This window comes from Chloroflexota bacterium (assembly GCA_026708035.1).
GTDB lineage: Bacteria > Chloroflexota > UBA11872 > UBA11872 > UBA11872 > JAJECS01.
Genome location: JAPOVQ010000006.1, coordinates 252,939 through 275,806, shown reverse-complemented (window position 1 = coordinate 275,806; position 22,868 = coordinate 252,939). Strand labels below are relative to the sequence as shown.

Sequence of the window (22,868 nt, the reverse complement as noted above, 5' to 3'; positions counted from 1 at the left end):
AACCTGTTAGCCAACCAAGGAGGGCGGTTCGCGAACCGCCCCTACCTCTCGATTGGAGGATCTCCTAGACGCGCGGCCCTAGCCGCGGCTGCCGGCCGCCACGGCCTGGCGGGCCCGGCGCTCGCGAGCCGCGGCGCGCTTGGCCGCGCGCTCGGCGTCAACCTGGGCCTCGGTGCTCGTGTCGACCTGCGGCGGATACGGCACGACCTGCCAAAAGTCCGGCAGCACATCGTCCCACCGATCCAGCAGCGACTGACCCAGATGGCTGTCCGTGGCCGCCACGTGGCGAGTGATGACGTCCCGCAGCAGCTCCGCGCTCTCCTCGTCCGTCACCCGGCTCACGGTCACAAGCTCGTGGTTCACTCGCGAGGGGAAGGTGCCTGCGGGGTCGTAGGCAAATGCTCGTCCGGCGGACATCCCGGCGGCGAAGTTTCGACCCACCGGACCCAAAACCACGACCACGCCGCTGGTCATGTACTCGCAGCCGTGGTCGCCGATGCCTTCGGCCACGGCGGTGGCGCCGCTGTTGCGCACGGCAAATCGCTCGCCCGCGCGACCGGCCAGGTACAGCTCGCCGGCCGTGGCGCCGTAGAGACAGGTGTTGCCGGCGATGACGTTTTCCTCAGCCGCAAAGCGTGAATCCGGTGGCGGCTGCACGGACACCACGGCCCCGCCCAACCCCTTCGCCACATAGTCGTTGGCCTCGCCGACCAGTCGCAGCCGCAACCCACGAATGCCGAAGGCGCCGAAGCTCTGCCCGGCGGAGCCCGTGAAATCAAGGTGAATCGTGCCCGGCGGGAGGCCGTGGTGGGAGACGCGGTGGGCAATCTCCCCGCTCAGGCGCGTGCCGACGGCGCGGCGGTCGTTCGTCAGGTGATAGCGCCGCCGCACGGGCTGGCCGTCGTCAAGCGCGGGCCGCGCGGCTTCCAGCATGTCCACGTCCAGCGAGGGTCTTCCCGGGCGGTCGTTGCGAGCGACTTGCTGGATGCGCGGCGAGCGTCGGGTCTCGTCGGCCGGAGCCAGAATGCTCCCGAGATGGATGTCGGCCGCTCGATCGTGGAGCTTGTCCGGATCCGGTTCCAGCAACTCCACCCGGCCCACGATGTCTTCGAGCCGGTGGGCCCCAAATTGCGCCAGGATCGCGCGCACGCCGCGGGCGAGATGCAGGAAATATCGCTCGACGTAGACCGGTTCGCCGGTGAAGCGCGCGCGCAGGTCTTCGCGCTGCGTGGCCACGCCCACTGGACAGGTGTTGAGGTGGCACTGGCGCGCCATGATGCAGCCAACCGCGATGGCCGCCATCGTGCCGAAGCCGAACTCCTCCGCGCCCAGCAGGGCGGCGATCACCACGTCACGGGCCGACTTCAGGCCGCCGTCCGTTCGCACGCGAATTCGATCGCGCAGGTCGTTGCGCACCAGCACGCGCTGGGTCTCGCTGAGACCGATTTCCCACGGCACGCCGGCGTTCTTGATGGAGCTGAGCGGCGAGGCTCCCGTGCCGCCGTCGTGTCCGCTGATGAGCACATAGTCCGCGTAAGCCTTGGCCACGCCCGCCGCGATGGTTCCCACCCCGGATTCCGCGACGAGCTTCACGCCAACCGCCGCGCGGGGATTGACCTCCTTGAGGTCGTAGATCAGCTGCGACAGGTCCTCGATGCTGTAGATGTCGTGGTGCGGCGGCGGCGAGATTAGTGGGATCCCCGGCACCGTGAATCGCAGCCCGGCGATGTACTCCGAGACCTTCGTTGCCGGAATCTGGCCGCCTTCGCCGGGCTTGGAGCCCTGCGCCATCTTGATCTCGAGCTGCTCGGCCATCGCCAGGTATTGCGGCGTGACGCCGAATCTCGCCGACGCGACTTGCTTGATGCGGCTGTCCGGCCACTCGCCGGAGGCGTCCGGGGCGTACCACGTGGCGTCCTCGCCGCCTTCGCCCGTGTTGCTCCGGGCGCCGATGCGGTTCATGCCCTTGCTGATGGTGCTGTGGGCCTCCGGGCTCAGCGCGCCGATCGACATGGCCGTCGTGCAAAACCGCGGCAGCAGCGACTCCACCGACTCCACCTCGTCCAGCGGAATGGGAGGACCGGCGGGCCGGAACCGCAGCAGGTCGCGAATCGCGTACGGCTCCCGATCGTCGACGGCGCGTTCGAATGCCTCAAAGTCAGCCGGATCGTCCGTCTGTACTGCCCGCTGCAGTGCCTTGACCAGCGTGGGATTGGCCGCGTGGAATTCGCCGTTCCGGCGGAACCGGACCCATCCCGTATCGGGCAATCGCTGGTCGGGTTGGCTGAACGCCGCGTCGTGTCTCGCCAGCACGTCTTCGGCGAGTTGCACCGCGCCGACTCCGCCGATGGTCGACGGCGTCCCGGGGAGGCACTGCTCGATCAACTCCGACGCAAGCCCGACGGCTTCGAAGATCTGCGCACCGCGATAGCTGCTGAGCGTGGAGATGCCCATCTTCGACATCACTTTGCGGATGCCCGCTTCGGCCGTGATCACGAAGTTGTCCGCGCCGGACTGAGCGCCGTCGCCGTTCGTGGCGGTGAGCGCATCGGCGCTCTGCAGGGCCAGCCACGGGCACACCGCGCTGGCGCCGTAGCCCAGCAACGCGCAGAAGTGATGCACGTCCCACACTTGCCCGCTGGAGACGATGAGGTCGGCGCGCATGCGGCGACCGGCCGCGATCAAGGCGTGATGGACCGCGCCGACGGCGAGCAGGATCGGAATTGGCGCGCGTTCGTCGTCGACGGCCTCGTCGGTCAGGATCAGCAGATGCGCCCCGCGGTCCACGGCGCCCACGGCATCGCGGCAGACGGCGTCGATTGCGTCGGCCAGCGCATAGGGGCCCTCGAGCGCCGGAAACGTGACATCCACGCGCGCCGTGCGGAAGGCCGGATCGGTGAGCGACTCGATGGCCGCGAGGTCGGCCGGTCGGATCACGGGGGAGCGCAGGTGGACCAAGTGCGCCGCCTCCGGCACCTCGCTCAGCAGACTGGCGCGCGGTCCCATGCGCACGTCCAGCGACATCACCAGCGACTCGCGCAGCGGGTCGATGGGCGGATTCGTCACCTGCGCGAAGCGCTGCTTGACGTAGCCGAACACGCTCGGACCCGTGTCCGAAAGCACCGCCAGCGGCGCGTCGTTGCCCATCGAAAACACGGGATCAAGGCCCTCGCGCGCCATCGGATCGAGGATGTGCGTCAGGTCTTCGCGCGTGAATCCATAGGCATGTTGGTATTGCGTGAGCGTGCCGTTGGCAAGGACCGTCGCCGCGCCGTCACCGTTCGCGGCGTCCGGCGCGGCGGTTAAGGACGCCAGATCAACAAGGTGCTCGGACAGCCAATCCCCATAGGGCGCTCGGATCGCGATGCGCTGCTTGGCTTCGTCGTTGTGCAGCAGCCGCCCGAGCTCCGTGTCGACGGCGATGATCTGCCCCGGCCCGAGCCGGCCCTTCTCCACCACGCGCCCCGCGTCGATGTCCAGCACGCCGACTTCCGACGCCACGCAAATCGTGCCGTCGTCGGTGATCACGTACCGCGAGGGACGGAGGCCGTTTCGGTCCAGCGCCGCGCAGACCCAGCGCCCGTCGCTGAAGGCAAGCGCCGCGGGTCCGTCCCAGGGCTCGGTGAGACACCGGTGGTAGTCGTAGAAGTCCCGCAGCGTGCGGGGCATTTCCTCCATGTGCTCCCACGCCTCGGGGACGAGCATCATGGCGGCATGGGTAATGGAGCGACCGCTGGCAACCAGGAACTCCAAGGTGTGGTCCAGGCTGTAGGAGTCAGACCCCCGGTCGTCGGTCACCGGCAGCAGTGTGGACAGGTCGCGCCCCCACCGCTCGCTGGTCAACGCACCCGACCGCGCGGCCATCCAATTGCGGTTGCCGTCCAGGGTGTTGATTTCGCCGTTGTGCGCCAACATTCGGAAGGGCTGAGCCAGTTGCCATGTCGGATGGGTGTTGGTGCTGTACCGCTGGTGGAACACCGCCAGCGCCGAGGTGAAGCGCGGATCGCTGAGGTCCGGGTAGAAGTGCCCCAGCTCGGCGCCGACGACCAATCCCTTGTAGACGATCGTCCGTGACGACATGGACACCACGTAGTTCGTCTCGATCGCCTCCCGCGCCGCGCGACCCGAAAGCTCGCGCCGAGCCAGGTAGAGCCGGCGCTCAAACTCGTCGGCGGATGGGATCGACGGACCGCGCACGAGCAACGCTTGCTGAATGTCGGGCCGGTCGGTGTAGGCCCCGGCGCCGAGCACCGAGGTATCGACCGGTACCTGGCGCCAGCCGACGACCCGGATGCCGCGGTCGCCGCAGATTTCTTCCGCCAGCGTGCGAAAGCGCCGGGCGCCGCGCGGATTGCGGTTGTCGAGGAACACCATCGCCACGGCGATGTCGGCGGGATCGACGGCGCGCTCGCCGAAGCTTCGGATCTGCGCGGCGAAGAACTCCTGCGGCAGCTGCGTGAGCACGCCGGCGCCGTCACCCGTCTTGCGGTCCGCGGCAATTGCGCCGCGGTGGCCCAGGCGAGAGACCGCCTGCACCGCTTGCTGCACCGTGCGATGCGACCGACGGCCCTGGATGTCCGCGATGAAGCCGACGCCGCAGGCATCGTGCTCGGCCCAGGGGCCGGGCGGCCGCGGGGTGCGGTCGCCAGTGGTGAGAGGTCCGGTCGAGTGCATGACGGTGGGCGTACGGTCAGCTAGCGCGAAGGCACAGGCCTAGCAGGAGCGCGGCTCGATGCATATACAGCGATCCCTCCTGCTGACGTTTCGGTGTCATGGTGCAGCCCCAACCAATGCTCGCCGCCGTTGCGGCGCACTCGTCGGGCAGCCCTGCGGCTGCGTGGCGAAAAGGCGCACGATGCCCGCCACTTGGGCGCCATCGTACCGCAGAGGTCGCGGAATGGATGCCATCGTCAAGGGCGATTGCCCCTGTAGTAGCATCGCCGGCGGCGTAAGCCTCGGGCCAGCCTGTGTTTCGCACCCTGTTGATCATCGCCATCATCACCACCGTGCCGCTGCTGATCTACGGCGGCCTGCGACGGCGGCTGGCCTACACGATTTCCGTCACCGTGACTGTGTATCTCATCCTGATCGGCGTGCGATATCTCCACGGCTTCGTCTTCTTTCGCGAGGAGCTGTCCAACGTCATTGGCGTCGTTGCGGTGATGGCCCTCATCGGAGTTGCCGGCTACGCCGCCGTGCGCTATTACAGCGACCGCGCGGTGGCGAAAAAGCTGGAGGAGCGGCGGCGGAGGCCCGAGGCCCATCGCACGCTCGTCGACAACGTCCGTCGGAGGCTCAACTTGTGAACGTCCGCAATCTCATCCCCGCCGCAAATGCAAGGAGAACAACGTGGCGCTGACCATCAACGAGACGCCGGTGCATTGGGACGACGTCGCCCCGCCGGCGCGCCTGCCGCCGTGGATGGAAGTCGTGTGGATCGCCGTGCCGCGGTACTCCCGGCGGCTGTGGTTCCTCTCGAAGACCGGCACGAGCTGGCAGCAGCGGCAGCGCGAGGAGATCGTGCGCAAGGGACGCGAGATCCTGCTCGCGGAGCGTGACGCCACGGCCGACGTAGTCGTCGGCGACGCCTAGCGAACCCCGGTGGACCTGCGGCTGACCGGACTTGCCGCCGCCGTCTCCGGCGGCAGCGAGGGCATCGGCCGGGCCATCGCGGCCACCCTGGCGTCCGAGGGCTGCGACGTGGCCATCGGCGCCCGCCGTCCCGAACCGCTGCAGCGGGCCGCTGAGGAGATTCGCGCCGCCACCGGACGCCGCGTCGAGGCGCTGCCGCTGGACGTGACCGATTCGCAACAGCCGCACGACTTCGTGGAAGCCGCGGCCCGGCGGCTTGGCCGCCTGGACATCCTGGTCAATAACGCCGGCACGTCCGCCGCCGCGCCGTTCGAGGACGTAGACGACGCGGCCTGGGAGGCCGATTTGCAGCTCAAGGTCTACGGCGCTATCCGCTGCACGCGCGCGGCCATCCCGCATCTCCGCGCCGCCGGCGGCGGCGCCATCGTCAACATCACCACCGTCGGCGGCAAGCAGCCCGCCGCCGCGTCGGTGCCGACCTCGGTGAGCCGCGCCGCGGGCATCGGGCTCACCAAGGCGCTGTCCAAGGACCTCGCCCCCGACCGAATTCGCGTCAACACCGTCATGCTGGGCTCGATACGGAGCATGCAGTGGGAGCGCCGTTGGCGCAGCGGATCGACAAACGTCTCGCTCGAGGACTACTACGCCAGCATGGGGACCGACATCCCGCTGGGACGGATCGGACGCGCCGAAGAGGTCGCTGACCTGGTGGCATTCCTCGTCTCGCCGCGCGCCGCCTACATCACCGGCACCGCCGTCGCCATCGACGGCGGCACGGGCAACGTCATCTAGGAGATCTCGGTTCCCCGTTCCTTCCCCCTGGAAGGAAACCCCTGCGTAACTCCTACGTCATTCCGGCGAAAGCCGCAATCCAGTCCGGTCGAACCCGGGGCGAACTGAAGATTCGGTGGCGGAGGGTCTCAGACCCGCCCGTTCGGGTTTTGCAAGCGTCTCCTGGCAGGGGGAATTCTTCCGCCCCCCTCAGAATCCGGCCTCCACGTCCACCACATTCTCCAGCGGCTCGCCCGCCTTGTAGCGGCGCAGATTGCTCGCGAAGAACTCGCGGATCCGGACCACGCGCAGGGGCGACGCCCCGCCGTTATGCGGCGTGATCATCACGTTGGGAAAGGTCCAGATCGGGTGATCGGGAGGCGGCGGTTCCTGGTCGAGCACGTCGAGCCCCGCGCCGCGTAGCCTGCCGCCGCGCAGCGCCTCGACGAGCGCCGGTGTATCCACCACCGCGCCGCGCGAGATGTTGATCAGATAGGCGTCGTCGGGCAGCAAATCGAAGACGCTCGCGTCGATGAGTCGCTGCGTGGCGTCGGTGCTGGGGCAGCAGATCGCCAGGATGTCGGTCTCGGGCAGCATGGCGGGCATTTCGCTCACCAGCCGCACCTCGCGGATGTAGTCGTCCGGTTCCTGCGGGTAAATGTCCACGGCGCGGACCTCGACCTCGAGGCCGTCCAGCCGGCGGGCCAGCGCGCGTCCGATCCCGCCCGCGCCGACGACCAGCGCCCGCTTGCCGGTGAGCTCATCGACCGGAATCGACGGATCCCAGCGATGCTCCTGCTGGGCCAGCACCGCCGGCGCGATGCCGCGCGAGAGGCCGGTGAGCAAGGCGATGCCGGTTTCGGCGACGTGGCTGCCCAGCACTACCTTCACATTGGTCAACACGAGGTCGCGATCTAGGAGGCCGGGGGATTTCAGGTACGTCTCGACGCCGGCCGAAAAGACCTGGACCCAGCGCACGTTCGGCGCCGCGTCGAGGACGCCGGGACCGAGCGGCCGTGCGGCACCGATCACCTCCGCGTCGCTCAACGCGGGCAACGACGCGTCGAGCTCGGCGGTCCAGGCGAACTGGTCGTCCGGAAACTCGGCACGCATGGGATCCCAGTCGGCGCTTGTGCCCATCGGGTAGTCGATCACAACGTTCAAGGTTTCCTCGGTTTCTCCGGCGCTGTGGCCCACGCGCGTCAGTGTAGGCGGCCCGCGCTAGGGCCACTGCTAGACTTCGCCGCGTTCCATCCCGAGGGCGCCCCGCTGTATTCCGACTCCGTTCACCGCGATTCGCGCGGCCTCCCCTCGGGCGTGACCGAGCTATCCGCCGACGCGGTGCGTTGGACCTGCAATCCCGACACGCTGAGATTCGAGTCCACCGCCGAGCTCGAGCGGCCGGACGCGCTGATCGGCCAGGAACGCGCCGAGCGATCGCTGGAGTTCGGCGTGGACATCCGCAGCCCCGGATTCAACATCTTCGCCATGGGGCTTCCGGGCACCGGGCGCACGTCCATGATCTTCGAGCGGCTGCGCGCCGTGGCGGACAGCCGCCCCACGCCGCCGGATTGGTGCTACGTCCATAACTTCGACGAGCCGCACCGCCCGCGTGCACTGCGTCTGCCGCCGGGCGCCGCGCCCGAGTTTCGCCGGCACATGGCCGATCTGGTGGCGGCGCTCCAAATCGAGATGGCGCGGGCCTTCGCCACCGACGAATACGAGGCGCAGCGGCGCGGCATCGCGCAGCTGGAACAGGCCGAGCGGCAGGCGGCGCTGCAGGACCTGAACCGTCGAGCCCAGGCGGCCGGCCTGGCGATCGTCCAGACACCGGTGGGTCTCAGCGTGGCCGCGGTTCGCGACGGTCAGCCGCTGACGCCGGAGGCGCTGCGGGAACTGCCGGAGTCGGAGCACAGCGCCATGCAGCAAGCCCGGCAGGTCTTGGACGAGGCCCTGGCCGGCACCATGCGGGCGCTGCGCCGGCGGCAACGACAGGCGCGCGACCAGCTGCATGCGCTGAACGTCGACGTCGCGCGCAGCGTCGTCCGGCCGCCGCTCGAAGATTTGCGTGAGGCCTACCGCGGCCACGATGGCGTCACAGCCTATTTGCTCGCGGTCGAACGCCACGCGACCGAGAACTTCGAAGTCTTCCGTGAGCGCGAGGACGGCGACGCGACGCCGGACCGCCCGGCCCGGCAGCAGGTCGACTCCCTGCTGCCCTATCAGGTCAACGTGCTCGTCACCCACGCCACCGAAAGCGGGGCGCCGCTGGTCCGCGAGGGACACCCGACCTACCCCAACCTCTTCGGCCAGATCGAGCAGCGCCAGACCATGAGCGTCGTTACCACCGATTTCACCATGATCAAGCCCGGCGCGCTCCACGCGGCCAACGGCGGATTCCTGGTCGTGCAGGCGGAGGACGTGCTCCCCAATGCGGCGGCCTATGACGGCCTCAAGCGGGCGCTGCGCGATCAGATGATCCGCATCGAGACCGCGGCTGAGGGCTTCGGGTTGGCTCCACCGGCGCGTCTCGATCCCGAACCCATTCCGTTGGACGTCAAGGTCGCGCTGGTGGGCGCACCGTGGGTCTACTACCTGCTCCACGACGTCGATCCCGACTTCGGCGACCTGTTCAAGGTCCGCGCCGAGTTCGACACCGAGATCGAGCTCAACGACGCCAACATGAACCGCTATGCCCGGTTCATCGCCGCCCGCTGTCACGACGAAGACTTGCCGCACTTCGACCGCACGGCCGTCGCGCGCGTGGTCGAGGAAGGCGTGCGCTTGGCGCAGGACCGCCGCCGCCTGTCGACCCGGTTTGGCGACCTCAGCGACATCATCCGGGAAGCCGGGCACTGGGCGCGCCGTGCGGGGGCCGACGTGGTCGGCGAGGAGCACGTCTGGTCGTCGATCGACGAGCGCATCCGCCGCAGCAACCTGACCGAGGAGAAGATTCGCGACCGGATCGCGGACGGCACCGTGATGGTGGAGATCGAGGGGGCGGCGGTCGGGCAGGTCAATGGACTGTCCGTCGTCGGCCTGGGCGGCCACGAGTTCGGCCAGGTGCACCGGATTTCGGCGCGCACCTACCCCGGACGCGACGGCGTGCTCAGCATCGATCGCGAGGCCAAGCTCACCGGGCCGATCCACGACAAGGGCGCCATGATCCTGTCGGGGTTCGTGAGCGGGACCTTCGGGATCGAGGGGCCGCTCAGCCTCAGCGCCACCCTGGTCTTCGAGCAGTCCTACGGCGGCATCGAGGGCGACAGCGCCTCGTCCGCGGAGCTCTACGCCCTGCTTTCCAGCCTCAGCGGATTGCCGCTGCGCCAAGACGTGGCCGTGACGGGCTCGGTGAATCAGCACGGTCAGGTCCAGGCCGTCGGCGGCGTCACGCAGAAGGTCGAGGGGTTCTTCGATCTGTGCCGCCGGCGCGGGCTCACCGGCGCACAGGGCGTGCTGCTGCCGGCCGCGAACGCCAGGCACCTCACGCTGCGCTGGGACGTGGCCAAGGCCATCGACGCCGGGCAGTTCCACGTCTACACCGCGGATTCGATCGGCGGCGGCATCGAGTTGCTCACGGGCGTGCCCGCCGGATCCGCCGGCGCGAGCGTTCGCTTTCGCCCGGACTCGGTCTTCGGCATGGTGCAGGCGCGTCTGGCCCTGTTCGGCCGCCGCTGGCACGACGGCCCCGCCCGCTAGCGATCGTCCGAATCGGTCGATGATGGCCGGCCCAATCCGATAGCTCTACGCGAGTCGTAGGGACTATCGAACGGATTGGGACACGCGCAGGCCCGGGCCCCCGTGAGTATTCAGCGGTTCTCCAGCCACTTGGCCATCGGGGTTGCGGTCGCTACGTGCGTATCTTCACCTTTGGCGCCGCCTCCGGGGGTATACTTGCCGTTCATCGCCAGGCGGCATGGTGCGCGCCGCGAGCGACGCGCCAGAGGCCACGCTCGGGGGGAGACGCCGGCATGGGCATGACCATCGACTCTGATATTCGGCGACGGGCCGCCGCCCGGCGGAGCCCGCTGACCTTCGTGCGCGAGAACTGGCGCGCGATCACTCTTTACCTGGTCATCACAGGTGCGTTGCTGCTGGGGCTGACCCAGGCCACCGAGATCACGGTCGGGATCCTGCAGTTCATCGCGCAGCTGCTGTTCGCGATGATGTTCCTGATCGTCCAGTTCGGCGCGCTGTTCTACATCCTGGGGCGGGGTCGGACCTATTGGGTGCAGCCGGGTGAAACCGGCGTGTGGTTCTCGGACTACCGCGGGAACGACCAGATCTTGGAGGTCGCGCGGCGCGTGGTGACGCTGCTGCGCGGTGTGCGCGAGTTCAAGCGCATGGGCGGCGAGACCATCCGCGGTCTGCTGCTCGAGGGACCGCCCGGCACCGGGAAGAGCTATCTGGCGCAGGTCATGGCCAGCGAGGCCGGGTTGCCGTTCGGCTACCTCTCCGCCCCGAGCCTGCAGGCCATGTTCATCGGCATCGGCCCGCTGCGCGTCCGCATGCTCTACGGCAAGGCGCGCAAGCTGGCCCGGCGGCATGGCGGGTGCATCGTCTTCATCGACGAGATCGACGCCATCGGCACCTCCCGCACCAGCCAGATGGGCGGGGGCATGGGCATGGGCATGATGGGCGGCATGATGGGCGGCGGCGGCTTGGGGCTGCTCAACGAGCTGCTGCTGCAGATGGACCCGCCCAACTTCGACAACGGCCTCTTCGCCCGGATACTGCGCACGCTCGGCCTCAAGAAGGGCCGCGCCATGCCGCCGCCGGTGCTCACCGTTGGGGCCACCAACATCGCCTCCGTGCTTGACCAGGCGCTACTGCGTCCCGGCCGCTTCGACCGCAAGATCCACGTCGACAAGCCGGACTTCGAAGGCCGCAAAGACATCATCGAGTACTACCTGGCCAAGGTGCGGCACGAAGAGATGCCCATCGACCGCATGGGTAACGACACGATCGACTACAGCCCGGTCGAGATCAAATACGTCATCAACGAGGCCGTGATTCACGCGCACTTCGACGGGCGCGACGCCATCTCGTACGCGGACTTCTCACGCGCGCGTGAGAACCACGAGTGGGGCCTGCGCGAGCCGATTCGCGGTCTAACGCAGGAAGACCGCCGCCGCCTCGCCTACCACGAGGCCGGGCACGCCATCGCCCAGGTCAAGCTCAAGCACTGGGAGCGGCTCACCAAGGTCACCATCATTCGGCACGGCAGCGCCCTCGGCCTGGCGGCCTACAAGCCGGTCGAGGAGAAGCGCGTGCTGGTGCGCGAGGAGCTGCTCGCCAGCATCCAGGTTTCGCTGGCCAGCCGCGCGGCCGAGGAGCTGTTCATTGGTTCGCCGACCGTCGGCGTCACTTCGGACTTCGCCCACGCCACGCACATGGCCTTCCACATGCTGAGCGTGTGGGGCATGGACGGCAGCTTCTACTCGACCCTGCCGTTCGGCCCGGCCGTGTCCGCCACCGCGCCCGACATGAAGCGCAAGATCGACCAGATCCTGGACCAGGAATACCGCAAGGTGAAGTCCCTGCTCACGCAGTACTCCGGCGCCATGCACGACCTGGCGCAGCTGCTCATCGATCAGGATGAGGTCGACGGCCAGGACGTTGAGGACCTCGTGACGCGCTACGACGAGATGATCGCCGCCGGCAACGAGCCCAAGGCGCTGCCCGAGCCGCCCGTGCTGGTCACGGCCGGCGTGTCTGCGCCCGAGCCTTACGTGTTCGGCAGCGACGACGCCTCGAATGGCGCGAGTGGTTCGAACGGCTCCGCCTCCGACAACGGCGCGCCAAGCGAGGAACGCGGGTCCGACTAGGCCGCGACTCGGACCGCTCGTGGGCGGGTCGGGTGGACTACGTCCGGTGGCCCAGGCTGCGCGCAACCTGGGAAGCCACTCGAACGGCGCCCGACCGAACCCCTAGCCCCCCGCGCGACGCCCCCACCGCAGCCGGCCGTTGGGCGGGCCGTTCCATCGGGGCGCGTGCTCGCGCAGGAACTCCACCATGTCCCCCAGCTCGGCGATCCCGCCCTCGATCAAGGCCTCGCCGGCCTCGCGGGTGCCGCGGGTCGCGTCGCCCAGCGCCCCGTTGCGGGTTCGCGCGCCTAGGGGATTCGGCCATTCCAGGTCGAAGTCGGCCAGCTTCATGCGGAAGGCGTCGAAGCGCTCGTCCATCTCGGCGCGGACCAGCGCGCCCTCGCGCACGAGCGTCGGATCCAGATAGTAGGAATACGCCGTCTCGAACTCGTCCGCGTGGCCCGTGGGCAGGTCGCCGCGGATGGAGTCACGCGCCTCCTTGGGGTCGAGCATGCCGTGAGAAACCGCGCCCACGAAGTCCACGTCCAGCCGCATGCCAAAGTCCTGGATGGCGGCCCCGGCCAGCGCGTTGTTGCCGCCGTGGCCGTTCACCAGCAGAAACCGACGCAAGCCGTGGTGGACCAGGCTGTTGATCACGTCTTCGAGCAGATCGAGAAAGGTCTCCGGCCGCAGCGTCATGCTGCCGGGAAAGTTCATGTGGTGATCGGAGATGCCCCACGGAATCGCCGGCGCCGACAGCAAGCGCGGGCGCAGCCGCTCGGCGGCAAGCTCACAGAACGCCTGCGCGATCAGGTGGTCTTGCCCCAGCCCTAGGTTCGGTCCGTGCTGCTCGGTGGACCCGATCGGGATGAGCACGAGCTCGATATCGTCCAGCACCGACGCCAGTTCGGACCACGACTGCTGGGCAAGGACCATGGGCGGCTGCGACGCGGCGGTCATGCGCTATTCGTCCCATCGCGCCACCGCAGCAGGCGTCCCTGCGCGATCAGGTCGTCAGGCGCTTCCAGCAAATGCCGGATCAACTCGTCGGTGCGCCGCTCGATCGCCTCGATCATCTCGCGACCGTCCTCCACCGTCGCCAGCCTGGCGTCGCCGACCGCGCCGTTGGCAGTGAAGTCGGAGAAGTCGGTGTTCATGCGGATGCCGCGCCGCCAAAAGCGATTGCGCGGCGAACGCAGGCCGCCGCGCAGCGCCGCGGCTTCCAGCGCGGCGGTCTTCACCCGGTCGGGCCGCACCGCCAGCAGTTCCGCCGTCTCCAATTCGTCGGCGTGCCCCCCCGTGCCCGATTGCATGATGCGCTTGGCGAGCGCGTCGTCTTCCAGATCGTAGATCGATATGCCGGCCATGAAGCGCACCGGGAGACGCGCGGGCAAGGTTTGCAGCGCCAGGATTAGGGCGGACTCGTTGCCGGTGTGCCAGTTGGTGAAGAGGAACGAGTCGAACCCGTGATGCAGCAGCGACGTCACGTTGTCCTCGATCACGTGCAGATAGGTTTGCGGGCGCAGCGTGACGGTGCCGGGAAAGCCCATGTGATAGGCCGACATGCCGTAGGGAATGGTCGGCGCGACGAGAATCTGAGGGTGAAACCGCTCCGCCAGGCGCAGCGTCAGGTCCTCGGCGATGACGAGATCGGTGTCGAGCGAGGTGTTCGGTCCGTGCTGCTCGATTGACCCCAGAGGGATGGCCACCAGCCGTACCCCGTCGCGCGCCGCCTCGACCTCGGGCCAGGTCATGTGGGTCAGTCGCAGTGGTCGAGGAAGGTCAGCCATGCGCAGGGGGTGGCGGCGAGCGACGGCTATCATAACCTTGGCTTGGCAGGTGAGCCGTGGGTCACGTCGCTCAGGTTCAGGCGCTTCTTCGTCATTCAGATCGTTCCCGTCCTTTGTCTTGTAGCTGAAACGGCGTTCCACCCACCTCTTGCACGACGGGACGAGAGTCCGGTCCCCTCTCCCTCGATGGGAGAGGGTTAGGGTGAGGGTGAATGCGAGCAACGCTTGCGCGGTTCCGACGCCGAAGCAGGCGCCGTGACCCGCGAGGGACAGGTAGGCGGCGCCGTTGATTCTGGCTGTCGACATTGGCAATACCGACGTGACGTGCGGCGTCATCGACGACGCCACGGTCCGAGCGCGCTGGGCATTGCACAGCGACCTCAATCGCACTGAGAACGAGTTCGCCGATCTGCTGCGAGCAATGCTGGCCTACGTCGATGCCGGCCCGATCATCCACGCCGTCATTGGCTCCGTGGTTCCGGCGCTCACGCCGCGCATCAGCGATGCGCTGGCCGCGGTCACGGCGATGCCGCCCCTCGTTGTGCGCGCTGAGGCGGTGCCGGGAATCCGACTGCGCGTAGATGAACCGGCGCAGGTGGGCGTCGACCGCGTGGCCAACGCCATCGCCGCGCGCGAGGCGGTCGGAGGGCCGGTCATCGTCGCCGACCTGGGCAGCGTCACCACGTTCGACGTCGTCGACGCCCAGGGCGACCTGCGCGGCGTCGTCATCGCACCGGGCATCCGCGCGCTGGGCCAGGCGCTGACGGCATCGGGTGCACAATTGCCGAAGATCGACATCGACCGACCCGAGGGGCTCGTGGGTCGCAACACGGTGGACGCCATGCGCGCCGGCGTCTATTGGGGCTACGTGGAGCTGGTGCGCGGCGTGATCGGTCGGCTCAAATCCGAGCCCGGCGGACCGTGGAAGGTCGTCGCCACCGGCGGCCTGGCGGCCAGGCTTGCCGCGGACGTGGGGGGATTCGAGCGCGTGGACGCCGACTTTACGCTCAAGGGTCTGGCCCGTATTCACCAGGCGATGACCGGCGAATGAGCGTGCTGGCGGGCGCGCGGATCGTCCTCGGCGTCACCGGCAGCATCGCCGCCTACAAGGCCGCGGAGCTGGCCAGCGCGCTCACGCAGGCTGGCGCGCACGTGGACGTGGCGCTCTCGCGGAGCGCCGAGCAATTCGTGGCCCCGATGACCTTCGAGGCGCTCACCCAGGGCCTGGTCGTCACGGCGGACACGCCAATGACGCCCGAGCATCGCATCGCCCACGTGGAGCTGGGCCGCGCGGCCGACATCGTGGTCATCGCACCCGCCACCGCGACGACGATCGCGCGCCTGGCGCTCGGACTGGCCGAAGACGCCGTCACGGAAATCGCGCTGGTCAGCGCGGCGCCCGTCGTCGTCGCGCCCGCCATGGAGCCGGGAATGCTGGAGCATCCGGCCACCCAAGCCAACCTCGAGGTACTGCGGGGCCGCGGCGTGCACGTCGTGCCGCCCGAGGAGGGGCGGCTCGCGTCGGGCGCGACCGGGCAGGGCCGGTTGCCGCCCACGGAAACTCTCGTCGATGCCGTGCGGCTTGTGCTGGGGCGTTTGGGGCCGCTGGCGGGCCGCTCGATCGTGGTCTCCGCCGGGGGCACGCGCGAGTTCCTTGACCCTGTGCGATACCTGGGGAACCGCGCCACGGGCCGGCAAGGCGTCGCCCTCGCTCGCGCCGCGCTCGAACGTGGGGCCGACGTGCGGCTCGTCATCGGTGCGGCAACCGTGGATCCGCCCTATGGAGTCGCCACCGAGCGCGTCGAGTCGGCCAACGCCATGTTGGAGGCCCTGCAAGCCGCGACCCAAGATTGCGATGCCCTCATCATGAACGCGGCGGTCGGCGACTTTCGTCCGGCCGAGCAGTCGGCAGGCAAAATCAAGCGCCGCGCCGGCGTGCCCACGGTGGGCCTGGTGGAAAACCCGAGTCTGCTGGCGGCGCTCAGCGGAGACTTCGTGCGCATCGCCTTCGCCGCGGAGACCGACGACCACGAAGCCAACGCGCAGGCCAAGCTGCACGAGCTCGAGCTCGACGCGGTGGTGGTCAATGACGTGGCCGCCGCGGATCGCGGCTTCGCCGCCTCGACCAACGAGGTCACCATGCTCACCCGCGACGGCGGGCGCCGCATGGTCTCGCTGCGGAGCAAGACGGCGGTGGCCGACGCCGTGCTCGATCTGGTCCAGGACCTGCTCGACGCGAAATAGCCGCTGGGACGACCCGCGCGCGGACCGCCCGCGCCCCGTGAATTTGCGGAGTCGTGCCAGCACGGGTCCGAAATATCCCCGTGATAGCCTGCGGCATGAGCGAGCGTCGCGCCGCCCGGGCGGAAACGGAAATCGACCAACCCCGACTCATCGGCGGCGACGACGTCAATCAGCCCGGCAGCCCCGGCCAGCGCGCGGCATCCTCGCCGCTCCCATCCGCGCCGGCTCCCGGTCCTTCGGGCGCCATGTGGATGCTCGTGGCCCTGGTCATGGGCGCGGCGATCGGCGCCGTGGCCGGCACCGTGGCGGCGCTCGTGATCTTCGGCTAGCCGCCTCACGCCGCTTGGCTCGCTAGGACTCGGACTCCGTCGCTGCGCCGGCCATGCCGGCCAATTCACCCCACGACGCCGGCACGTGCACCCCCACCGGCGCACCGCCGTTGTTCACGTCGGGAACCGGCGCCAGCACGTAGCCGTTGGCAATGCCGAAATCCAGGATCCGCCGCGTGAGCACCACGTCCTGCGCGCAGTAGTCGATCACCCGCTGCCGATCGTCCGGGCGCCCCGTCCGCCAGAGCCGAACCGCCTCCGTGCCGTCCTCCAGCGTCTTCTCCTGACCGAACATCGTCCGCGCGATGTTTTGCAGGCTCAGCCCGCGGCGGCGGCCGGTCTCGCGCTGGATGGCCGCCAAGAGGTCCAGGCTGCGTTCCCGCAGCGTGCCGACGGGTCCGTACGCCGTCATCACTTCGCAATCGAACCGCAACGAGTTGAAGCCCACCACGTGGGGGAAACCTTCGAGGTACTCGATGAGGGCGCCGGCGTCGGGTTCCTCCCAGGACCGCTGCACGCCCTGGTCGTCGATGGTCACCGCGACCGCCAGGCCGAAATCTCGGATTCGGCTCCAACCGCCCGGGACCTCGTAGCTCAGCCGCAGCGTCTCGACATCCCACACCACGTAGCGCCGATTGGCGGCGGGTTTCTCGGGCGTCGCAGGCATCCGTGCATTATGCGGGATTGCGCCGCGGCTTCGCGCCGATGGAACGAAGGAAGCGTTTCGCCTCACCTCCTGGCACTCCGAGCGCAGCGAGGAAGCCAAGGGGCCGGCACAAGGCAGCGACGCCGTCGATTCCTGATCAGCCGCGGGAGAATTCGACAGCGCCCAGCCGAAGAATCTGCCCGCAATCGTTCGGCCAAAGGTCTTGCCCAGCCCCGAACCGCCTGATACGTTGGAGCCGAACCTGTCAGGCGGCGTCTTGTCGGCGCGTGGCGGGAGCCGAAGATCCAACGGCGTTGACGGGGAAGAGTAGATCCCCCTCCAACCCTGAGCGAGCTGGGAACGGTGCGAGCCAGCGGGTTGTGGGGACCGAAGGTCGCCCCTGAGCCGGTCGGTCGATCCACGGGGAGGCCGGCCCGGTCGCCCACCGTTAGCGGGGCGCCGAGAGGTCCGACGGATGTCGGGCAATCGGGGTGGTACCGCGGGTTGAGCCCGTCCCCTGGGGACGGGCTTTTGTACGTGCTGAGGACAGGATGAACGATCACGTGACGGCAAGTCCGAGCGACGATTGCCGAGCCGCTCGCGCCGGCGAGCCGCTTGGTTGGGCGCTGCCTGTCGCGGTAGGCGGCGCGAACCGGCGATAGCGCGCCGGTTCGCGGCTCCCCCCTCGATCCCGCAACTCTTCAACTCTGACAGGAGCACCCCCCCAATGACCGCCTCTGAATCCAACGGCTCGACCAACGGCGCCGTGCCCGCCCGCTCGGGCGGCCAGGTGATCTGCGAAGCCATCCTGGCCGAGGACATCGACGTGATCTTCGGCATGCCCGGCGGCGCCTCGCTGCCGTTCTACGACGCGCTGTACCACTACCAGGACCGCATCCGCCACGTGCTGGCGCGCCATGAGCAGGGCGCCGGCTTCGCGGCCAATGGCTATGCGCGGGCCACCGGCAAGGTCGGCGTGGCCACGAGCACTTCGGGCCCTGGGGCGACAAACCTCGTCACCAGCATGGCCAACGACCACATGGACTCGGTGCCCGTGGTCTACATCACCGGTCAGGTCGCGCGCCCGGCCATTGGGTCCGACGCCTTTCAGGAAACCGACATCACGGGCATCAGCATCCCCATCACCAAGCACAACTACCTGGTGATGCACGCCGACGAGCTGCCCCGCGTCATGGCCGAGGCTTTCTACCTGGCCAAGTCCGGCCGCCCCGGTCCCGTCGTGGTGGACGTGCCCAAGGACGTGTTTCTCGAAGAAACCACCGTCCCGGCGCCCGATCGCGTGAACCTGCGCGGCTATCGACCCGTCCGCGCCGGCAATCTCAAGATGGTGCGCCGCGCGGCGGAGGTCATCAACGCGTCCGAACGGCCCATGATCATGGCCGGCCACGGCGTGGACATCTCCAGCGCCGCGCCCGAGCTCTTCGAGCTGGCGACGGGCGGCAACATCCCGGTGGTGACCACGCTGCACGGCGTCGGTGGGTTTCCCGAAACCCACCCGCTGTCCTTCGGCATGCTCGGCATGCACGGGCTGGCCTATGCCAACTTCGCCATGGGTGAGACCGACTGCATCATCGGCCTGGGCGTGCGCTTCGACGACCGGGCCGTGGGCAAGGTCGACGAGTTCGGCCCCAACGCCAAGGTCGTGCACATCGACGTCGATCCCGCTGAGATCGGCAAGGTGCTCGACACCGAGGTGCCCATCGTGGGCGACCTCAAGCTCACCCTCCAGGCCCTGAATCCGCTGATCGAACATCGCGAGCGGCGCCCGTGGATCGGTCAGCTCAACGACTGGCGCGAGAACCACCCGTCGCTCGACATCCCCGACAGCCCCGACACGGTGCTGCCGCAGGAAGTCGTGCGGTCGATCTACGACGCTTCGGGCGGCGACGCGCGCGTCATCGCCGACGTCGGCCAGAACCAGATGTGGGCCTCCCAGCACTTCTGGTACGAGAAGCCGCGCCGCTTCTTCAGCGCCGGCGGCCTGGGCCCGATGGGCTACGCCCTGCCGGCGGCCATGGGCGTGCAGATGGGCGCGCCGGACGAGCCCGTCTGGTGCGTCACCGGCGACGGCGGGCTGCTCATCAACATCCAGGAGTTCAACACGCTGGCCGCGGAGAAGATCCCGGTCAAGGTCGCCATCCTCAACAACGCGCACCTCGGCATGATTCGCCAATGGCAGCAGTTCTTCTACGACGGCCGCTACATGGGCGCGTTTCTCGACAATCCCGACTTCGCCAAAGTGGCTGAGGCCTTCGGCCTTCGCGGCGTCTCCGTGAGCTCGCGCGACGAGCTGCACACGGCCATCGCCGACGCCCACGCCTACGACGGACCGGTGGTGCTCGACGTCCACGTGGACCGCGTCGAGAACGTCTATCCCATGATCGTGCCGGGCACGGGCGTCCGCAGCGTGATCGAGGACCCGCGATGAACGGGACCAGCCGCAGCCACACGCTCGTGGCCATGGTGGCCGACCATCCGGGTGTCCTCACCCGCGTGGCCAGCATGTTTCGCCGGCGCGGATTCAACATCGCCAGCCTGGCCGTCGGGAATTGCGAGGAGCCGGGCTATTCCCGCATGACCATCGAGGTCCGGGGCACGGACGACGAGGTCAAGCAGTTCGAGAAGCAGCTCTACAAGCTGGTGGAGGTCATCACGGTCCGCGATCTCACCGACGTCTCCGCCGTGCAGACGGAGACCGCGCTGGTTCGCGTGCGCGTGTCCGCGGCGGACCGTCCCGGCCTGGCCGACATTGCCAGCATCTTCCACGGCGAGATCGTCGACGTGGGACGCGACACCATGATTGTCCAGATCACCGGTGTTTCCGAGACAATCGACCGATTCCTGGACGTGATCGCCGAGTACGGCATCGACGAGTTGACGCGCACTGGCGTCGTCGCCATGGCGCGTGGGACCAAAGCCTCGCGGAATGGGAGCGCACGTGGATAGCAAAGTTCTCTACGAGTCCGACATCGCCTCCGACGAGTTGGAGGGCAAGAAGGTCGCCGTACTCGGCTACGGCAGCCAGGGGCACGCCCATGCGCTGAACCTGCGCGACTCCGGCGTCGACGTCGTGGTGGGCCTGCGGCCCGGCAGCTCCTCGCGCGAGCGCGCCGAGGACGCCGACCTGGTCGTGCTCGACACGGACGAGGCCGTCGCCGTCTCCGACGCCACCATGATCGCGCTGCCCGATCAGACCCAGGCCGAGGCGTTCGACACCCAGATCCGGCCCAATCTCAAGGCCGGTCAGGCGCTCATGTTCGCCCATGGGTTCAACATTCACTACGGCCAGATCATCCCGCCGCGGGAGATCGATGTGGTCATGGTGGCGCCCAAAGGCCCCGGACACATCGTGCGCGATATGTTCGAGCAGGAAGTCGGCGTGCCCGCGCTGATCGCCGTGGCGCAGGACGCCAGCGGCCGCGCGCGCGACGTGGCGTTGTCGTACGCCAAAGCGCTGGGCGCGGCGAAGGCCGGCCTGATCGAGACGACCTTCAAGGACGAGACGGAAACCGACCTATTCGGCGAGCAGAGCGTCCTGTGCGGCGGCACCACCGCGCTCATCAAGGCAGCCTTCGACACGTTGGTCGAAGCCGGCTACGACCCGCGGCTGGCGTACTTCGAGTGCCTGCACGAGCTGAAGCTGATCGTGGACCTCATCTACCAGGGCGGCCTCACCTACATGCGGCACTCGGTCAGCGACACCGCCGAGTACGGCGACCTCGTGTCCGGCCCGCGCGTGGTCAACGAGAATTCGCGGCAGGTGATGCGTCAGCTGTTGACCGAAATCCAGGACGGCACCTTCGCTCGCAACTGGATTCTGGAGAACCAGGCGGGCCGTCCGGCATACAACGCCTTGCGCAATGCCGACCTAAATCATGAGCTCGAGCGTGTCGGCAGCGAATTGCGCAGTATGATGGATTGGCTGCCAAAGACTCGCGAGTGAAACTTCGCATCGACATGGTGACCCTCGTCACCGCCAACCTGGCCCTAGATCTTGCGCTTCCGGGCCCCTCTCCGCTGCGAGAGGGGAGCTAGGGAGCCTAGATGCGGTCGTCCCGCGACCGCCCACACATCTGACCGAGGGTTGGACCGATGCGACACATCCGAATATTTGACACGACGCTGCGCGACGGCGAGCAAGCTGCCGGCGGCGCGCTGACAATCGACGAAAAACTGGAGATTGGCCGGCAGCTCGCGCGACTGAACGTCGACGTCATCGAGGCTGGGTTTCCCCACACCTCGCCTGGCGACTTCAGGGCCGTCAATCTGCTGGCGCAGGAGTTGCGCGACGTCGAAATTGCCGCCCTGAGCGGATTCAAGCGCGAGCAGATCGACAGCACCTGGCGGGCGCTGGAGCCGGCTGCCAATCCGCTGCTGCACATCGTGATCTCGACCTCCGATATTCACCTGCGGCACCAATTGCGCGCCCGGCGCGAGCACGTGCTCGATCTGACGCAGGACGCCGTGGCCTATGCGCGGCAGTTCACCTCGCACATCGAGTTCTCGGCCATGGACGCCACGCGTTCGGACCTGGACTACGTCTGCCGCATCTTTGCCGCGGCCATCGAAGCCGGCGCCACGGTCGTCAACTTCCCCGACACGGTCGGCTACGCCCAGCCCGACGAGTTCGGCCGCATGGTGGCCTACGTCACCGAGAACACGCCGGGAATCGACGACGTGGTGCTCTCGGTGCACTGCCACGACGATCTGGGCCAATCGGTCGCCAACTCGCTCGCGGCGGTTCGGGCCGGCGCCCGGCAGGTCGAGTGCACCATCAACGGCGTCGGCGAGCGCGCCGGCAACGCGGCCCTGGAAGAGATCACCATGGCGCTGCGCACGCGGCGGGAGTACTTCCAGGCCGATACGCGCCTGGACACCAAAGAGCTCTCGCGCACCAGTCGCCTCGTGTCCAACTTCATGGGCATGCTGGTGCCGCCCAACAAGGCCATCATCGGCGGCAACGCCTTCGCGCACGCCTCCGGCCTTCACCAGGACGGCATGCTGAAGGAACGCACGACCTTCGAGATCATGCATCCCGCCGATGTGGGCGTGAGCGACAGCAGCATCGTCCTGGGCAAGACTTCGGGCCGGCACGCGGTGCGCGACCGCCTGAAGTCCATGGGCTATGCCTTGGATGAGGACGAGTTCATGGAAGTGTTCCGCGCCTTCAAGGACATCGCCGACCGCAAGAAGCAGGTCACCGACCGCGATCTCGAGGCCATCGCGCAGCAACGGCAACGCCAGGCGTTCCACCAGGCCTTCGTCTTGCAGCACGTCCAGGTCAGCGCGGGAACCGGCTCCATGCCCACGGCCACCGTGCGGCTGCTGTCGGACGACGGCACCGAGTTCTCGGATGCGGCCATCGGCGACGGTCCGGTGCATGCGATCTACCAGGCCATCAACCGCATCGTCGGCGTGCCAAACCGTCTCATCGAGTTCTCCGTCAATGCCGTCACCAGCGGCATTGACGCCATCGGCGAGGTGACGATTCGCATCGAAGCCGACGCCAAGGTCTTCAACGGCCACGGCGCCGACACGGACATCCTGGTCGCGAGCGCGCAGGCCTATATCAACGCGCTCAACCGGATGCTGGCCGGATTGGGCAAGGACTGGTCGGCCACGCCCGAGGCGCAGGCCATCGTGCACGCGCCGCCGAGCGAAGGCTAGG

17 protein-coding genes and 1 other annotated feature are annotated in these 22,868 nt (G+C 68.3%); of the genes, 12 read left to right on the top strand and 5 right to left on the bottom strand.

The genetic code is table 11. From position 1 onward, the window contains the following. Positions 1-78: 78 nt before the first annotated feature. Positions 79-4,674, bottom strand: coding sequence for a glutamate synthase large subunit (gltB, locus tag OXG33_02910; protein MCY4112876.1), 4,596 nt, complete (start codon positions 4,672-4,674; stop codon positions 79-81). A gap of 293 nt (positions 4,675-4,967) precedes the next feature. Between gltB and OXG33_02905 the strand changes: the two genes are divergently transcribed. The 3 genes from OXG33_02905 to OXG33_02895 are packed head-to-tail and all read left to right on the top strand — an operon-like array spanning position 4,968 to position 6,384. Further along, on the top strand, positions 4,968-5,306 hold the full coding sequence (locus OXG33_02905) for a hypothetical protein (GenBank protein MCY4112875.1): 339 nt from the start codon (positions 4,968-4,970) through the stop codon (positions 5,304-5,306). Between the two features lie 43 nt (positions 5,307-5,349). Continuing rightward, a complete protein-coding gene (locus tag OXG33_02900; protein MCY4112874.1) occupies positions 5,350-5,592 on the top strand; it encodes a hypothetical protein in 243 nt (80 codons plus the stop codon). A gap of 9 nt (positions 5,593-5,601) precedes the next feature. Then, positions 5,602-6,384, top strand: a complete 783-nt coding sequence (locus tag OXG33_02895; GenBank protein ID MCY4112873.1) for an SDR family oxidoreductase — start codon at positions 5,602-5,604, stop codon at positions 6,382-6,384. Between the two features lie 189 nt (positions 6,385-6,573). On the opposite strand, the gene OXG33_02890 is transcribed toward OXG33_02895, so the two are convergent. Beyond that, complete coding sequence (locus OXG33_02890) at positions 6,574-7,518, bottom strand: D-2-hydroxyacid dehydrogenase (protein MCY4112872.1); 945 nt, start codon at positions 7,516-7,518, stop codon at positions 6,574-6,576. Between the two features lie 162 nt (positions 7,519-7,680). Between OXG33_02890 and OXG33_02885 the strand changes: the two genes are divergently transcribed. Both OXG33_02885 and OXG33_02880 read left to right on the top strand, forming a co-directional pair. Continuing rightward, positions 7,681-10,062 (top strand): ATP-binding protein, encoded by a 2,382-nt coding sequence (locus OXG33_02885; GenBank protein ID MCY4112871.1) that lies wholly within the window; start codon positions 7,681-7,683, stop codon positions 10,060-10,062. A 272-nt stretch (positions 10,063-10,334) separates the two neighbouring features. Continuing rightward, positions 10,335-12,191, top strand: coding sequence for an AAA family ATPase (locus tag OXG33_02880; protein MCY4112870.1), 1,857 nt, complete (start codon positions 10,335-10,337; stop codon positions 12,189-12,191). 102 nt (positions 12,192-12,293) lie between these two features. Here the strand turns inward: OXG33_02880 and OXG33_02875 are convergent, their stop codons facing one another. Together OXG33_02875 and OXG33_02870 are read right to left on the bottom strand one after the other, a co-directional pair. Then, positions 12,294-13,130, bottom strand: coding sequence for a creatininase family protein (locus OXG33_02875; protein ID MCY4112869.1), 837 nt, complete (start codon positions 13,128-13,130; stop codon positions 12,294-12,296). Next, positions 13,127-13,960: a creatininase family protein gene (locus tag OXG33_02870; GenBank protein MCY4112868.1), complete on the bottom strand. Its 834-nt coding sequence runs from the start codon at positions 13,958-13,960 to the stop codon at positions 13,127-13,129. Before OXG33_02870 ends, OXG33_02875 begins: the two co-directional genes overlap by 4 nt. 286 nt (positions 13,961-14,246) lie before the next feature. Between OXG33_02870 and OXG33_02865 the strand changes: the two genes are divergently transcribed. The 3 genes from OXG33_02865 to OXG33_02855 all read left to right on the top strand — a co-directional run bounded on the left by OXG33_02865 (position 14,247) and on the right by OXG33_02855 (position 16,533). Further along, a complete protein-coding gene (locus tag OXG33_02865) occupies positions 14,247-15,011 on the top strand; it encodes a type III pantothenate kinase (protein ID MCY4112867.1) in 765 nt (254 codons plus the stop codon). After that, positions 15,008-16,204, top strand: coding sequence for a bifunctional phosphopantothenoylcysteine decarboxylase/phosphopantothenate--cysteine ligase CoaBC (gene coaBC / locus OXG33_02860; protein ID MCY4112866.1), 1,197 nt, complete (start codon positions 15,008-15,010; stop codon positions 16,202-16,204). Before OXG33_02865 ends, coaBC begins: the two co-directional genes overlap by 4 nt. Positions 16,205-16,299: 95 nt before the next feature. After that, on the top strand, positions 16,300-16,533 hold the full coding sequence (locus tag OXG33_02855; protein MCY4112865.1) for a hypothetical protein: 234 nt from the start codon (positions 16,300-16,302) through the stop codon (positions 16,531-16,533). Between the two features lie 22 nt (positions 16,534-16,555). Here the strand turns inward: OXG33_02855 and OXG33_02850 are convergent, their stop codons facing one another. After that, positions 16,556-17,200: a ribonuclease H-like domain-containing protein gene (locus tag OXG33_02850; GenBank protein MCY4112864.1), complete on the bottom strand. Its 645-nt coding sequence runs from the start codon at positions 17,198-17,200 to the stop codon at positions 16,556-16,558. Between the two features lie 284 nt (positions 17,201-17,484). After that, positions 17,485-17,700: a binding site (T-box leader), on the top strand. A gap of 206 nt (positions 17,701-17,906) precedes the next feature. Here OXG33_02850 and ilvB point away from each other — a divergent pair. From ilvB to OXG33_02830, 4 genes are all read left to right on the top strand, one after another. Further along, the gene (gene ilvB / locus OXG33_02845) at positions 17,907-19,628 is read left to right on the top strand and encodes a biosynthetic-type acetolactate synthase large subunit (protein ID MCY4112863.1); all 1,722 of its coding nucleotides are present in this window, start codon (positions 17,907-17,909) and stop codon (positions 19,626-19,628) included. Beyond that, positions 19,625-20,146 carry an acetolactate synthase small subunit gene (gene ilvN, locus OXG33_02840; GenBank protein MCY4112862.1) on the top strand — a complete coding sequence of 174 codons (522 nt, stop codon included), beginning with the start codon at positions 19,625-19,627 and terminating at the stop codon, positions 20,144-20,146. Before ilvB ends, ilvN begins: the two co-directional genes overlap by 4 nt. Further along, positions 20,139-21,143 (top strand): ketol-acid reductoisomerase, encoded by a 1,005-nt coding sequence (gene ilvC / locus OXG33_02835; GenBank protein ID MCY4112861.1) that lies wholly within the window; start codon positions 20,139-20,141, stop codon positions 21,141-21,143. The genes ilvN and ilvC overlap by 8 nt, the downstream gene beginning before the upstream one ends. Before the next feature lie 149 nt (positions 21,144-21,292). Next, entirely contained in the window at positions 21,293-22,867 is a 1,575-nt protein-coding gene (locus tag OXG33_02830) for a 2-isopropylmalate synthase (GenBank protein MCY4112860.1), read from the top strand. Position 22,868: the final 1 nt, after the last annotated feature.